This window comes from Streptomyces sp. AM25 (genome assembly GCF_058146165.1).
In genome coordinates this window covers 4443-19098 of sequence record NZ_JBKIWN010000012.1, presented here as the reverse complement: position 1 = coordinate 19098, position 14656 = coordinate 4443, and the positions used below count along the sequence as shown (strand labels likewise).

General features: G+C 73.9%; 10 protein-coding genes. 6 read left to right on the top strand and 4 right to left on the bottom strand.

Annotated elements, in window-relative coordinates:
- Nucleotides 1-178: 178 nt before the first annotated feature.
- Nucleotides 179-3031, top strand: a complete 2853-nt coding sequence (locus ACLHRZ_RS17510) for a glycosyl hydrolase (RefSeq protein WP_490419374.1) — start codon at nucleotides 179-181, stop codon at nucleotides 3029-3031.
- A gap of 4 nt (nucleotides 3032-3035) precedes the next feature.
- On the opposite strand, the gene ACLHRZ_RS17505 is transcribed toward ACLHRZ_RS17510, so the two are convergent.
- From ACLHRZ_RS17505 to ACLHRZ_RS17495, 3 genes are read right to left on the bottom strand one after another with little or no spacing between them, the layout of a single operon-like run.
- Nucleotides 3036-4001, bottom strand: a complete 966-nt coding sequence (locus ACLHRZ_RS17505; protein WP_490419373.1) for a hypothetical protein — start codon at nucleotides 3999-4001, stop codon at nucleotides 3036-3038.
- Nucleotides 3998-4741 (bottom strand): DUF998 domain-containing protein, encoded by a 744-nt coding sequence (locus ACLHRZ_RS17500; protein ID WP_490419372.1) that lies wholly within the window; start codon nucleotides 4739-4741, stop codon nucleotides 3998-4000. The genes ACLHRZ_RS17505 and ACLHRZ_RS17500 overlap by 4 nt, the downstream gene beginning before the upstream one ends.
- Before the next feature lie 11 nt (nucleotides 4742-4752).
- Nucleotides 4753-5622, bottom strand: a complete 870-nt coding sequence (locus tag ACLHRZ_RS17495; protein ID WP_490419371.1) for a DUF6777 domain-containing protein — start codon at nucleotides 5620-5622, stop codon at nucleotides 4753-4755.
- 436 nt (nucleotides 5623-6058) lie between these two features.
- On the opposite strand from ACLHRZ_RS17495, the gene ACLHRZ_RS17490 reads away from it, so the two are divergent.
- The 3 genes from ACLHRZ_RS17490 (at nucleotide 6059) to ACLHRZ_RS17480 (ending at nucleotide 9890) form a co-directional block, all read left to right on the top strand.
- Nucleotides 6059-7333, top strand: coding sequence for a streptophobe family protein (locus tag ACLHRZ_RS17490; RefSeq protein ID WP_490419370.1), 1275 nt, complete (start codon nucleotides 6059-6061; stop codon nucleotides 7331-7333).
- Nucleotides 7334-7379: 46 nt separating this feature from the next.
- A complete protein-coding gene (locus tag ACLHRZ_RS17485; RefSeq protein WP_490419369.1) occupies nucleotides 7380-7817 on the top strand; it encodes a gamma-glutamylcyclotransferase family protein in 438 nt (145 codons plus the stop codon).
- Between the two features lie 342 nt (nucleotides 7818-8159).
- Complete coding sequence (locus tag ACLHRZ_RS17480) at nucleotides 8160-9890, top strand: M4 family metallopeptidase (RefSeq protein ID WP_490419511.1); 1731 nt, start codon at nucleotides 8160-8162, stop codon at nucleotides 9888-9890.
- A gap of 78 nt (nucleotides 9891-9968) precedes the next feature.
- On the opposite strand, the gene ACLHRZ_RS17475 is transcribed toward ACLHRZ_RS17480, so the two are convergent.
- Nucleotides 9969-11537, bottom strand: a complete 1569-nt coding sequence (locus ACLHRZ_RS17475) for a carboxylesterase/lipase family protein (protein ID WP_490419368.1) — start codon at nucleotides 11535-11537, stop codon at nucleotides 9969-9971.
- A 299-nt stretch (nucleotides 11538-11836) separates the two neighbouring features.
- On the opposite strand from ACLHRZ_RS17475, the gene lanL reads away from it, so the two are divergent.
- On the top strand, nucleotides 11837-14461 hold the full coding sequence (lanL, locus tag ACLHRZ_RS17470; RefSeq protein ID WP_490419367.1) for a class IV lanthionine synthetase LanL: 2625 nt from the start codon (nucleotides 11837-11839) through the stop codon (nucleotides 14459-14461).
- Nucleotides 14462-14464: 3 nt separating this feature from the next.
- Complete coding sequence (locus tag ACLHRZ_RS17465; RefSeq protein ID WP_490419366.1) at nucleotides 14465-14605, top strand: hypothetical protein; 141 nt, start codon at nucleotides 14465-14467, stop codon at nucleotides 14603-14605.
- Nucleotides 14606-14656: the final 51 nt, after the last annotated feature.

Genomic DNA, 14656 nt, shown 5'->3' with positions numbered 1-14656 from the left:
GGAAAAGCCTCTGGACTGCAGAGAATAGAGGCCGCCACGCCCTCTGGAAATGTCCGTACCTGACGACTGCTCACTTCCCTAGCAGGAACGGTGCGGAACCGGTCGATCCGGGCTGAAAAACCGTCAACAGGGTTACGATCGCGGCTTCTTGGAAAGCCCGGCGAAAGGATTCTCCCTGATGGACATTTCACGCCGCACACTCGTCCGGATGACCGGGGCGGCGGCCGCCGTCGCCGGAGCGGCGCCACTCGCCGCATCCGCCGCCACGGCAGCCGCCCGGACCCCGGTGGAAAAGGGCTCGTTCGCCCGCCCCGCGTCCGGATTCCGGCCACGGATACGGTGGTGGATGCCGGGTGCACTCATGGACGACGCCGAAATCGACCGCGAAGTCGCGGCGATCGCGCAGGCAGGGCTCGGCGGTGCGGAGGTCGCCGTGCTCGCCCCGCACGGAGTCGACCGGTCCGTGTACGGCTGGGGGACGCCGGAGTGGAACCGCAAGCTGCAGACGGTCCTCGACGCGGCCCGCCGCCACGGCATCACCGTCGACCTCACCATCGGCCCCGTCTGGCCGGCCGGCGTGCCCTCGATCACCACCGACAGCACGGCCGCCTCGCAGGAACTCCTCTACGGCAAGGCCGTCGTCGAGGGCGGTACGGTCTTCGACGGCGCGGTGCCGCCGCTCATCGAGGTCGACCTGAACGGCCCGCTGCACCGCCCCCGCACCCCCGGCAAGGCCTCCCTCGCCGCCGTCACCGCCGCCCGGATCGCACCGGGCTCCGCCGCCACGGACCGCACCGTCCTGCTGGAGCCCGGTTCGCCGACCGACCTCACCGCGCACGTCCACGACGGCCGCATCACCTGGACCGCGCCCCGGGACGGCACCTGGATGCTGTTCTCCCTCTGGCACCGCGGCACCGGCCAGACCGTCGGCATGACCGACGACGCCGTCCACGTCGTGGACCACTACAGCGCCGAGGGCACCCGGGCCGTCACCGGCTACTGGGAACAGCACCTGCTCACCCCGCCGGTGCGCAGGCTGCTCGCGCAGACGGGCGGCGACCTCTTCGAGGACTCCCTGGAGATCTCCTTCGCCCTGCCCTGGACCCCGGGCACGGCCGCGCACTTCCGCGCCTCGCGCGGCTACGGCCTCACCCCGTTCCTGCCGGTGCTCTTCATCCCCCGACTGCACACCTTCCAGGGCGCCCTCACCTCCGTCACGCCCGACAGCCCCGCCGACTTCGACCTGCCCGACGGGCTCGGGGCACGCGTGCGCAACGACTACTACCAGGCCCTGACCGAGCTCTACGAGCGCCACCACCTCGACGGCATCCGCGCCTGGGCGCACGAACAGGGCCTGCGCCACCGCTGCCAGGTCGCCTACGGGGCCGTCCTCGACATGTCCTCGGCCGCCGCGCACGTGGACCAGCCCGAGACCGAACAGCTCTTCTTCGCCGACGAGATCGACGGCTACCGCGCCATGGCCGGCGGCGCCCACCTCGCGGGCAAATCCGCGCTCTCCAGCGAGATCGGGGCCCGCACCGGGACGATCCTGCAGGACGCCTACGGGGTCACCTGGCAGCGCATGCTGGAGATCGTCCACCAGAACTACGCGGGCGGCGTCGCCCAGGCCGTCGTCCACGGCTTCGCCTACGCCGACGCCCCCGGGGCCGCCTGGCCCGGCTGGGCCCCCTTCGCCGCGCCCGAGCCGGACACCCCCGGCTTCGCCGAGGCCTGGGGACCGCGGCAGCCGGTCTGGCGCCATATGCCCGACATCACCGGGTACCTGACGCGCCAGCAGTCGGCCCTGCGCGCCGGGCGGGCACAGGTCGACATCGCCGTGTACCGGCACTCCTACTGGGACGTCGGCGGACAGAAGCACTGGACCGACCAGGGACTCCAACAAGCCGGATTCGGCTACGAGTTCGTGGGACCGGGCCCGCTCGCCCTCCCGTCGGCCACGGTCGAGGACGGCCGCCTCGCACCGCAGGGTCCCGGCTACCGGGCACTCGTCCTGAACGCCCAGAAGGCACTGGACATCCCGGCCGCCGAGCGCATCCTCGCCCACGCCCGCGCCGGGCTCGCCGTCATCGTCGTCGGCGACCTGCCGGAGCACACCCCCTACGCGCACGACACGGACCGCCGGGACGCGGCGCTGCGTGCGACCGTCCAGCGACTGCTCGCCCACCCGCGCGTGCGGCACGTCGCCACGGAGGCGGATGTCCCGGGCACATTGCGGCAGTTGGGCGTGCGACCCTCGGCCGAGCCGTCCACCGGGGCCGGCCTGCTCCATGTGCACCGCCGGGACGACGGACGGGGGCTGCACTGGTTCTTCAACCCCGGTTCCGCGCAGGCCGAGACGCGCATGTCCCTGGAGGGGCACGGGCGCCCGTACGTCCTCGATGCCTGGACCGGACAGGTGCATCCGCTGGCCTGCCACACCCGCGGGTCCGGCCGCACCGAGGTGACCGTCCGGCTGGCACCGCGGCAGACGGCCCTGGTCGCCCTGTGCCGGGACACCCCGCCCGGGCCCGTCACCGGCACACCCCTGGACGCCGCGGGCACCCCGGCCGTACCCGGCGGGGCCCGCCGGCAGGAACTGGCCTCCTGGCGGCTGACGGTGGACGACTGGCGCCCGGGCGCCACCGCGACGCAGACGGAGCACGTCCGGCACGAGCTGCACCTCGACGCGCTCAAGCCGTGGCCGGAGATCGCCGAGCTGCAGGACGTCTCCGGAATCGGCACCTACACCACGGAGTTCACCGTCGCGGACGGCCCGCGCACCGCCCTGCTCGACCTCGGCGGGATCCACGGCACGTTCCGGGTCACCCTCAACGGGGAACAGCTGCCGCCCGTCGACCAGACCCGCCCCGTGGTCGCCCTCGGCGGCCGGCTCAGGACGGGCCGCAACACCCTTGCGGTGGAGGTCGCCACGACACTGCGCAACCGCCTGCGCGTGACCAGCACGTCGCAGGCCGGCACGGCGCGCCAGCCGTACGGGATGCACGGGCCGGTGACGCTGATGACGTGGTGAACCATCAGTCGGAGAAGCCGATGTGCACGTGGTCGTGGTGCGTGTCGTCGGAGAAGAACTGGTTCGCCGTGGCACCGCCGGAGAGCTGGTAGGGCCCGCCGACGTTGTACGAACCCGCGGCCGCGGCGTCGCGCATGAAGCCCTCGACGAGGCTGCGCGGCGTCGCCGGGCCGACCACGGCCCGGTCGTCGATGCGCCACACGTCGACGGCGCGGCCCTTGGGGTGGTCGCTGGGCCGGTCGGTGCCGAAGACGTCCAGCGGGTGTCCCGAGCGGACGACGCTGACGTCCATGCGGTAGCGGTCCGCGAGGTGCAGCAGTGCCGTGAGCACACTGGCGTGGACGGCGCCGCTGCGGATGTCCGCCTCGGCCGCCGCGGGCAGGCGGATGCGGGAGTGGGCGAGCACCGACCGTGCCGCATCCGGCAGTTGAGGGGCGGGCGGCCCGGGGTCGGCGGGGTGCAGTGCGGTGACCGTCCAGCGCGGCTGCGCCCGGGTCAGCCGTACGTCCACGGTCGTACCGCCCGCCGCGGCCGGCCCGCCGCCGGTGCGCCTCCACTGGCGGCAGACGACCAGCACGCTGGCCGCGTCCGCCAGGATGCCGCCGTACTGGGCGTCGGTCACCTGGAGGGCGGCCTCGTCCGCGCCGGCCAGGAGCGGGCCGGCCTGCCCGGCCAGGTCCTCCGGGAGCCCGAGCGCGGCCGTCCGGGCGCGGGCCGGGGCGGTGCCCGCGCCGCCGCGGGGCCAGGTGCCGAGCGCCTCGACGAGTTGCACGGCACGGAGTTTGACGTCCGGTGCGATCTCGCCGGGGCCCGGCCGCCAGGGCGTCGTCCGGAGCAGGGCGGCGGAAGTGGACGCGCTGCCGCTCGGGCGAGGGTGCGGGCGGGTGTCCGAACAGCCCGCCGCGGCCCCGAGGGCGGCGGCGTACAGGAAGGTGCGGCAACTGCAGTGCGGGGACGGCTCCTGCTTCACGGCAGGAGTCTGCCCCGTCCGCCCCGCCGGGACCGCAGGGCGGCCGCGAGGAGCACGAACCACACGCCCACGAGCACCAGATGGGCCCGTTGCGGGACCCCGTGCCAGCCCGGTCTGCCGAAGAGGGGCCCGACCGTGGCCAGCGCGGTGCCCAGCGCGGCGGCGAGCACCCACGGCCCGCAGCGGCGGACCAGCGGCATCGGGGGTCGGCCGGTGTGCGCCGCGACGACGAGCAGGGTCATCGAGGCGAAGAGCGCGGCGTGCACCAGGGCACTGGTGGTGGTGTGCCAGGGGTTGACGGCCTCGCAGCCGCGCTCCACCGACGGCGCGCAGCGCATCGGCACGACGACGTCCGCGACGGACGAGACCCCGAAGGCCACCAGCGACCACCACCCGGCGGCCGCCCACCGGCCGGGGGCGGGGCCGCGAGCCAGCAGCGCCCCGCCCGCCACCAGGGCCGCGGCGGCCAGTTCGATGCTGCCGAACAGCGCGCGGAAGCGCTGGTCGGCCGCGTAGAGCTCGCTGACGTAGGAGTGCCGGGGGTCCAGCCCGGTGGGCAGGAGGAACTCCAGCAGCCAGTCGTTGTAGACCACCGCCGCCACGGTCAGCAGCAGCGCGGCCCACGCCTCGCGTGCGGCGGTCCCGTGCCGCCGGGCGGCGGCCGCCGGTCCGGCGGCCGTACGGGCCGGGCGGACGGCGGCTGCAGAGGCCTGCCGGGAGGCGGGGGGCGGTGTGCTCATCGGCCCGCGGCTCAGTGGGGCCGGCCTGCGGACGGGCGGTCCGGCGACGGGGCGGCCGGGTGCGGCGGGCCCGGGGGCAGGGCGCCCTTGGGCTGTGCCGCCCGGCTGTCGTTGTCGCCACTGCTGCCCACCGGGCGCTCGAACCACTCGCCGTTCGCGGGGTCGTGGACGACGATCGCGTCCAGGACCGATTCGGCGGGCGTGACGACGACGACCTTCGCCGGGTCGTAGGAGTCCCACGTGTCGCCCCGGGCCCTGGGCGTGCCCTGGACGGCGACGGGCGGTCCCAGCGGGTTGCCGCAGGCGCAGCGCACCCGGGGGGTGCCCCGGTCGTCGACGAGGACGGCGGTGCCGGTCTGCAGGACGGACTGGAAGCTGGTGACGGCACCGTCCTTGTAGCCGTGGTCGGTCACCCGGGTGTCGGCGCGCAGGTGGACGGGGGTGAGGCCGTGCAGGTAGGCGGGGACGGCGTCCGGGTCGATGCCGGCCGCGCCGGCGAAGGCGCGGCCCTTGCCCTGGTTCGCGGTGAAGTAGCCGATCTGCTGCTCGACATCGCAGCCGGCGGCGCTGCGGGTGCCCGCGTAGAGGCCGGGCGTGGCCCCCGGCAGGCTGCGGGATCCGCCGGCCGCGGCGGCGGCGCCGGCGTCGTCCATGACGGAGGCGTACCGGCCGGTGCTGCGGGCCGTCGAACGGGTGAAGGGGTCCTTGCCGTCGGCCGAGGCGGCCTGCAGGAAGACCTCACCCGAGCCGCTGCCCTGGCGGAGGAAGCAGACGGCGAGGGCGGCGGCCACCAGCAGCACGGCCGTGACGACGGCGGTCCTGGACCGCCACCACGGCGCGCGGCCGGCGAGGCGGGTTGCTGACGGCGGTTCGGACGACACGGCCGTGTCTCATCTCCTGTACTGAAGCCGGTTCATTCTGCTTTGTACCGCATTCCCGATTGATGCCGCATTTTGTGCACCCCGCAAGCGGAGGCGCCCCGTAAGGGGCGCGGGGCTGCGACTCCCCCAGCTACCTCCCCCAGCTACCGCTGGGGGTGCCCCCAGGAGGTGCCCCCGGCGGCTCCGCCGCGTGGGCGCGATCAGCCACGACGCGCCCGCAGCCGATGTCCTCGGGGCTGCGCCCCGGACCCCTGGGGTGGTGCGTCGGCTGCGGGTCGTGGGTGGCTGGTCGCGCCCACGCGGCGGAGCCGCATGATGTGACAGCCCCGCGCCCCTTACGGGCGCGGGAATCCCCCGGTCGCCCTCGCCCGCGGGTGCCGCCCCCGGCCCCGGCATAGGTTGGCCGCAGCCGTACCGGGAGAAGGACGGAGACACCATGAGCCGGCCATTGCGCGCCTGGGGCGAGGCGTTCGCGGCCGTGGCCGCCGGGACGGTCGCGATGGCGGTCGTCGCGGCGGCGGGCCTGTGGGCCGCGGGCGCCGACGGGCTGCCCGGCGGCGCCTTCCCTGCGGTGGTCGCCGCCACGATGGTCTCGGCCGTCGGCGGCACGGTGGAACTGGCCGGCGGCGCGGGCTTCTTCGGGCACACCGCCGCGGAGCTCACGGCCGTACCGCTGTCGGTGACGCTGGCCTGGGCCCTCGCGACGGGCGCGGTCTTCCTGCACCCGCTGCGCCACCGGGCGGTGACGGGCGGAGCGGAACTGCTGGGCCGGGTCGCCCGGACGGCCGTGCTGTGGCTGCTGGTCCTGCTGCTGCTCACGCGGGCCGCCCGGCACACCTTCACCCTGCGCATCGGCGGAGGCATCGTCAACGACATCGGCGAGGCCCTGGGCGTGACCCCGGAAGTGGGCTTCCGGGCCGACCCCGGGCCCACCCTCGGCTTCGGGCTGCTGTGGCTGCTGGCCCTGCTCGCCGTGGCCCTCGCGGTGTCCCGGCGGGCCCCGCTGCCCCCGCGGCTGCTGCCCTTCCAGGACGCCGTCCGGCCCGCCGCCTTCGCGATGCTCGCCGTGCTGCTGGCCTACGTCGCGCTGGGCGTCGTCGTCGGCGTGGTCACCCTCTTCACGCACGGCCACCGCGCGCAGACCTGCGCGGTGCTGCTGCTCGGCCTGCCGAACCTGGCCTGGATGGCGTTCGGCGTCGGGCTCGGCGGTTCCTGGACGGGCCATGTGCCCGCCGGCATCGGGCTGCCGATGCCCTCCGCCCTCGCGGCGGTCCTGCGCGAGCCGCACCGGGGCGAGGCCACGGTGAACGTCACCACGCTGGCGGAGCACGACGGCCGGGCCTGGGTACTGGTCGCCCTCGCCGTGCTCGCCCTGCTCGCGGCCGGCTTCCTGGCGGCGGTGCGCGCACCCGCGCGGACGCGTCCCTGGCAGCACGCGGTGCACCTGGCGGCGGCCCTGGCCGCGACCCTGCTGGCGGTGGGTCTGCTGACGAACGTCTCGGCCCGCTACGGGCTGTCCCTGCTGGGCCTCGGCGACCTGGGCGGCTTCGGCAGCGGTGAAGTGCGGCTGCACGCACGCCTGCTGCACCTGGTGGGGCTCGGCGTGCTGTGGGGACTCGTGGCGGGCGTGCTCGGGAGCCTGTTCGCGGTACGGGTGCACAGACGGGGGGAAGTCGAGGAGGAGGTGGAGGGGGAGGGCGCCGGTCCCTGACACCGGACGGAGCGATTCCGGTGCCGCGTACGCGAAGGGAACCCACGTGACCCCGCAGGACCACCGGCAGTTGCCCGTCTTCGTCTACGGCACGCTGCGCCCCGGCCGGCGCAACCACGACCTCTTCCTGCGGGGCCGCACGACCGCCGTGCGGCCCGCGCGGCTGCACGGTGCGGCGCTGTACGAGGGGCCGGGCTATCCGTACGCGGTGGCCGACCCCGCGGGCGAGGTGTCCGGCGAACTGGTCACGCTTGCGCCCGCCGGCTACGGCCACACACTCGACGCGCTCGACGCGTTGGAGGACCACGTGCCGGGCGACCCCGCCAGTCTCTACGACCGGGTCGAGCGCGAGGTGCGGCTCACCGGCTCCGGCGAGACCGCCCGCGCCTGGGTCTACCTGGCGGCGGACCGGGTGGCCAGGGAACTGCGCACCTCGGGAACACCCGTGCCGGGCGGCAGTTGGCCGGGGCCGCGTCTCACATAGTGATCACTTCCCGAACGACGGCAACCTTCCCGGAGGTTGACCCGTCTTGGGATGCAACGGAACAGGAAGTTGCCTGCCCGTTACGGGCTGTTGGTCCTTTGTTAACAGTTGATCAACTGTCCGGACAGGTCACCCTTCCCCTCTTTTCATGCGCATGCCAACGCGGCATTGTCCTGGGCGGGACCACAGGTCCCCGTGGTGCCGATGTGACGGCACCCCGTCCATTGCGCGCGTCCGGTCCTGCCCGGACCGCCCAGGACAAAGGGCGCAGAACCAGTGCGTACAACCCCCACACACAGACGAATAGTCACCGTCGCCGTCGCAGTCGTCGCGGCGGCGACCATGGCGGGCACGGCCACGGCCGCCCCCTCCCCCGCCTCCGCGGCCAAGGTGACCACGGCCTCGGCCCGGCCCACCGGCAGCGCGGAGACCCAGCTCGTGAAGGCGGCCCGCGCCGCGGCCTTCGCCCACGCCGGAGCCACCGGCGTGAGCAAGGCCGACACGCTGACCGTCAAGGACGCCCTCGTCGACCCCGAGGGCAAGCGGCACGTCCGCTTCGAGCGCAGCCACAAGGGCGTGCCGGTGATCGGCGGCGACATCGTCGTCCACCTCGACGCCAAGCAGAAGTACGTCGGCGCGAGCCGCGCGGTCCACCACGACGTGACCGTCCCCACGGTCGAGCCGAAGCTGGCCGCCCACGAGGCCGCCGCCAAGGCCGCCGCCTCCGCCAAGGGCACTGCGGGCTCCGCCCGGCTGGTCATCGACGCCCGCGAGGGCAAGAGCGTGCTGGCCTACCAAGTCACCGTCACCGGCAGCCGCAACGCCGAGGCCGGCAGCGCCCATTCGGTGGTCGTCGACGCCGCCTCGGGCAAGGTGCTCAGCAGCACCCCGCTCACCGACGGCTTCATCTCCCCGCAGCTGCAGGCCAAGCTCCGCGACCTGGGCCGGCCGGCGGCCCCGCGCACCGGCGCGCGGACCCCTGCGAAGAAGCCCGCCAAGCCCACGGCCGGCAGCTTCCCCGCGCCGGCCACCGGCAGCGGCACCTCGTTCTTCGTCGGCACCGTGCCCCTGCTCACCACGCAGACCGCCCAGAACTCCTTCGTCCTCAAGGACCCCTCCCGCGGCAACACCGAGACCCGTGACGCGGGCTCGCAGGAGCTGGGGACCTTCGCGAGCGGCAAGGAGCTGACGACCACCGACAACAAGTGGGGCAACGGCACCACGTCGGACGTCAACACCGCCGCGGTGGACGCCCAGTACGGCATCACCAGCACCTTCGACTTCTACAAGAGCGTCTTCGGCCGCAACGGCATCAAGAACGACGGCGCCGGCCCGCACGCGCTCGTCCACTTCGGCAGCAACGTCGGCAACGCCTTCTGGTCGCCCGACTGCTCCTGCATGCTCTACGGCGACGGGGACGGAGAAACGTTCAAGCAGCCGCTGGTGGCCCTGGACGTCACCGGTCACGAGCTCACCCACGGCGTCGTCGAGGCCACCGCCAACTTCCAGCCCACGCGCACCGACGACAAGGGCAACCAGTTCGGCGAGGCGGGCTCGCTCAACGAGTCGTTCGCGGACATCTTCGGCACCGCCGTGGAGTTCAAGACGAACAACCCGCAGAACCCGCCGAACTACCTCATCGGCGAGAAGCTCGGCCTGGAGCAGACCTTCCTGCGCCGCCTCGACCACCCCTCGCTCGACAAGCTCGAGGGCACCGTCGACTACTGGGACAGCGGCTCCTACGACCGCGAGGTGCACGCGGGTTCGGGCGTCTCCTCGCACGCCTTCTACCTGCTCTCCGAGGGCAGCGGCCAGAAGACCGTCGGGGGCGTGGCCTACGACTCCCCGACCTACGACGGCTCGACCGTGACCGGTATCGGCCGCGACAAGGCCGAGCAGATCTTCTACCGCGCGCTCACCCGGTACCTGGTCTCCAGCTCCGACTTCCACGACGCCCGCACGGCCACCCTTCAGGCGGCCGCGGACATCTACGGTCAGGGCAGCACGGAGTACCAGACGGTCGACAAGGCGTGGGCTGCGGTGAACGTCACCGCGGGGAACGCCCCGCACTGATCCAGCGTTCCCCGCGCCCCAAAGGGGCGCGGGGAACTGCGCGAGCAACCACGGACGGCCCGCAGCCGGGATGCGCGCTCAGGAGTCCCAGCCCGGGAATCCGTAACCGTCCCACAACGCCCGCTCGTTGTCCCGCGGAGCGCTCTGCACCGTGGGGTGCACGTCCCAGATCCGCGTCGCGCGGTCCGCACCGCGATAGGGCCGCCAGCCGGGACTCCCCGTGCGGGCGAAGGACGCCCACGCGTCCATCATCGCCTGCGACAGCCGCGTGAGCTCCGGCCGCTGCGCCGCCAGGGTCTCCTTGCCGCGCGGCACCCACCCGAGGTCGAGCGTGCCGAAGACGAACGGCAGCTCCAACTGGTGCATGGCGCCCAGGTTCTGCGCGTCCGGCACGCCCTTCGCGTACGGCACGTGCCAGTCGAACTGGTAGACGTACGAGGGCCGCCAGCGGGACTGGGCCTGGGCCAGCCGGACCGAGGGGATCCGCCAGATCTGGTCCGTGAGCATGGCGTTCACCACCCGGCCCTCGGCCAGGCCCGGCCGGTCGGCGGCGTAGACGTCGTACATCTGCTGCTTGCGCGCCGCGAGCGGGGCGGGGAAGACCGCGTAGGCACTGAGCGGCAGTTTGAGGATGTTCGGCTGGAACAGGGCCCAGAAGTCCGTCTCGTTGGTGTTGCTGCCGGACATCACGTCGACGTTCCGGGCGCTGCCCGCCGCGACGCGGTCGAGCACCTGGCCGGGCACCAGCGAACCGTCCACGTACGGCCCGAAGAAGACCGCACCGGCCAGCCCCGGCGCCGCTGCCCGCGCCGTGCGCTGGAGCTCCAGGATCTGCCGGGTGTTCAACGCGGCGAGGTCGCCCACCCGGTGGATGCCGCCCGCGGTGAAGACGCGCTGGGCGGCGGACTCGGCCGAGCGGCGGGTGTGCACCAGGTAGCCGGGCCCGCTCTCGGTCACGGCACGGCGGAACAGCCGCTCCGGATGCTCCCCCGCCAGCAGTGCGTTGATGGACACCGAGCCCGCCGACTGCCCGAAGACCGTGACGTTGCGCGGGTCCCCGCCGAAGGCGGCGGCCTGCTCGCGCACCCAGCCGAGCGCGGCGGCCTCGTCGCGCAGCCCGTTGTTGCCGGAGCCCGCGTACGAGCGGTCCAGCGAGCCGAGTTCGGTCCAGCCCAGGATGCCGAGCCGGTAGTCGGCCGAGACCACGACCGCGTCGCCGCGCGCGGCGAGGGCGGCGCCGTCCGTCATGGCGTCGCTCGCGCTGTTGATGACGTTCTCGCCGCCGTGGAGGAACACCATGACGGGCCGGTGCGCCCCGCGCGCCCGCGGGGCCCAGACGTTCACGTGGAGGCAGTCCTCGTCTCCGCGCCCGTCCCCGTCGCTCAAGTCCTGCGGGCACGGCGGCTTCGCGGCGTCGGCGCGCAGCGTCCCCCGCCAAGCGGTGGGCGGCTCGGGCGGGCGGAAGCGCCGGGACCCGGTGGGCGCGGCGGCGTACGGCACTCCGAGATAGGCGCAGGTGCCGCCGCGGACCGTGCCCTGCACCGCGCCCTGCGACGTCACCGACCGGCAGTCCCCTGCACCGCCGCCCCCGGCACCGGCCGCCGCGGGCACGCCCGTTGCTCCGGCCAGGGCCGCGAGAACCGCCACGACTCCGGCCCACCTGCTCCGCCGGGACCTGCTCCACCGGACCACGAAGGCCCTCCTCCCCTGTATGCCACATACGGACCTCGGCCCAGCATCGCGGCACCTGCCGATGCCGCACCATCCCCGATTCGAGGGAGGGCGAGAGGGAGGGCGATTCGCGGGAGGACGGAGCTCTCCCCTCCGATCGGCTGTTGTGCCACTCTGTGCGCGTGGTTCCGGGATATCAGCACATCGTTGCCCAGATCCTTCACACTTCGGGCCTCACGTCCACCTGGCACATGCTGGACGGGGACTTCTGGTGCATGGTGACCCCTCCCCGGCACACCCGCCGCCGGCAAGGCTGGAAGCTGCATCTGTCGGCCACGCCCCTCTCGGCACCGCGAGTGCTGGAGCAGGCGGCCGGAGTGCTGGTGGAGCACGGATGCGCCTTCAAGTTCGCCGCCACCCCGAAGAACGCCGCCGAGCTCACCTCGGTCCGGGCCGACCGGTCGCAGTCGGGCAAGTTCCTCACCGCCTATCCTGCCGACGACGGCCACCTGCGCCTCCTGGCGGAGCAGTTGCACCGGGCGACGGCTGGGCTTCCGGGCCCGGCGATCCTGTCGGACCGGCGCTACCGGGCGGACAGTCTGGTGCACTACCGCTACGGCTGCTTCAGCAGACCGCGTGAGCTGAACGACGAGGGCTTCTACGAAGGGCGGTTGGAGGCGCCCGACGGCACTCTGCTGCCGGACGAGCGGAACCCCTGGTTCTCGCCCCCGCCGTGGGCGGCGCTGCCGTTCCCGCCCACCGCACCCGCGGAGCGTGCGGGGCGCCGACGCGGCGAACCCGTGCTCCTCGCCGGCCGCTATCTGGTCAGGGAGGCGATCCGGCACTCCAACCGCGGTGGCGTCTACCGCGCGCACGACCAACACACCGGCGAGGACGTGCTGCTCAAGGAGGCCCGGCCGCACATCGGAGCCGATCTGGACGGGCGCGACGCCCGGGACTGGCTGCGTCACGAGGCGGCCGTCCTGCACCGGCTCGCGCCGCAGGGTGTCACCCCGGCCGCGCGGGAGGTGTTCGCGTCCGGAGGGCACGTGTTCCTCGTCCAGGACCTGGTCGACGGTCCGAACCTCCAGCAGTGGGCCGCTGACGCCCTGCAGCAGGGGGGCGGCCGGATCCCGCTGCCCGTCGCCCGCTCCCTGGCCCGTGACCTGATCCGGATCGTCGGCGAGGTGCACGCCGCGGGCCTCGTCCTGCGCGACCTCAAGCCCGGCAACATCGTGAGGCGGGGCGACGGCACGCCCGTCCTCGTCGACATGGAGTGCACGGCCGAGGCGGGCAGTTCGGCCCATGTGGCGGGCACACAGGGGTTCACTGCGCCGGAGTACCTGGAAGGGGCGCGAAGACACACCGGGAAGCCGTCACCCGTGCCCGGACCGGAGGCCGACTGCTTCGGCCTGGGCGCCACGCTCCTGCACGTCACCACCGGCATCAGCCCCGTCCTGTGCCCGGACTCCCCCGGACCGGGCAGGCCCGCCGGGGAACGCCTCGCCGCCATCGTCGATGCCGCGGCTCCCGCGCACCCGGCGCTCCGGGCGCTCGCCCCACTGCTGCTCGGCCTGACCGCGGATGCCGAACAGCGCTGGTCGCTGCCGCGAGCGGCCGCATTCCTCCGGGCGGAGCACGGCGAACCGCCGGTGACCGGCGGGCCGGTGCTGCGGGACGAGGATGCCGACCGGCTGATCGACGACGGGCTGGCCCACCTCTCGGACACGATGGATCCGGACGCCGAATACCTGTGGCCGCGCCCTCTCTCGCTGCCGTACGGGGATCCGTGCAACGTCCAGATGGGCGCGGCCGGCGCGCTGGCCGTCCTCGACCGCGCCGTGCGCAGCGGACGGCATGCGGCCGGACCCGCGCTGCGGAAGGCCGCCCAGTGGCTCGACCGGCGGCTCGCCCTGCCCGGCCGGGTGCTGCCCGGCCTGTACTTCGGCCGCTCCGGTGCGGCGTGGGCGTGGTACGAGGCGGCACGGACCCTCGATGACGAGGAGATGGCGGGCCGGGCGCTGGAATACGCCTTGCGGATCCCCCTCAAGTGGCACAATCCGGATGTCTGCCACGGCCTGGCCGGAGCCGGGACGGCACAGCTGCACCTGTGGCGGGCCACCGGCGACGCGCGGTTCGCCGAACGGACCGTGGAATGCGCGGAGTCGGTGCTCCGCCTGACGCGGAACACCGGCGGCGGGGTGGACTGGCTCGCCGGGCCCGGGCATCGCGACGACCTCGCAGGATCGGTGCTGTACGGCTACGGGCACGGAGTGGCGGGGAACGCCGCCTTCCTGCTCGCCGCGGGCCGCGCCCTCGGCCGCCCGGAGCTGGTCGACGTGGCGGCCGGTGGCGGACACGCGCTGTGCGCGGTGGCCCGGTGGCGCGACGACGGAGCAGCCGACTGGCCGAAGGGACCGGGCCGTGGCGAACGCATGGGGCTGAACTTCTGGTGCAACGGCACCTCCGGGGTCGGCTCCTTCCTGGTACGCCTGTGGCGGGCCACCGGCGAGGAGGTGTTCCGCGACCACGCCCGGGGGGCGGCCGTCGCGGTGCACCGGGACCGCTGGCGGCTGCCGCCCGGCACCTGCCACGGGGTCGCGGGCAACGCCGAGTTGCTGCTGGACCTGGCCGACGCGACCGGAGAGCAGCGCTACCGGCAGTGGGCGGCCGAGTCCGCACTCTGCGTCTTCGTCCGGGCCGCGCTGCGGGACGGCCGGCTCCTGGTGCCGGACGACACGATGCGCGACGTCTGCGCGAGTTACAACGTCGGGTCGGCCGGCGTACTGGACTTCCTTCTGCGGCTCAGGAACGGCGGCGGCCGCTCCTGGTTCGCCGACACCCCATTGACCTCCGCCGGCGGAGAAGACAACGGACCACACAGACCGAAAGGAAAGTGATCCATGGAGACCCAGGTCCTCGAACTCCAGGAGCTCCCGGAGACGGACGAACAGACACTGGAGCCCGTGATGTGCTGTGACACCGGCCACACCAGCTTCGACTGCACGGACTACTGCACGACGCATCACACGCGCTTCTGCTGACGTCAGGCGTGACACCGACGGCCGGGGGGGGGGGGGGGGGGGGGGGGGGGG

Bases quoted from the DNA above. Each gene is read 5' to 3' on its own strand.
- lanL (WP_490419367.1), top strand. From the start codon at position 11,837: ATGGTGACCCCTCCCCGGCACACCCGCCGCCGGCAAGGCTGGAAGCTG.
- ACLHRZ_RS17510 (WP_490419374.1), top strand. From the start codon at position 179: ATGGACATTTCACGCCGCACACTCGTCCGGATGACCGGGGCGGCGGCC.
- ACLHRZ_RS17465 (WP_490419366.1), top strand. From the start codon at position 14,465: ATGGAGACCCAGGTCCTCGAACTCCAGGAGCTCCCGGAGACGGACGAA.
- ACLHRZ_RS17490 (WP_490419370.1), top strand. From the start codon at position 6,059: ATGAGCCGGCCATTGCGCGCCTGGGGCGAGGCGTTCGCGGCCGTGGCC.
- ACLHRZ_RS17500 (WP_490419372.1), bottom strand. From the start codon at position 4,741: ATGAGCACACCGCCCCCCGCCTCCCGGCAGGCCTCTGCAGCCGCCGTC.
- ACLHRZ_RS17480 (WP_490419511.1), top strand. From the start codon at position 8,160: ATGGCGGGCACGGCCACGGCCGCCCCCTCCCCCGCCTCCGCGGCCAAG.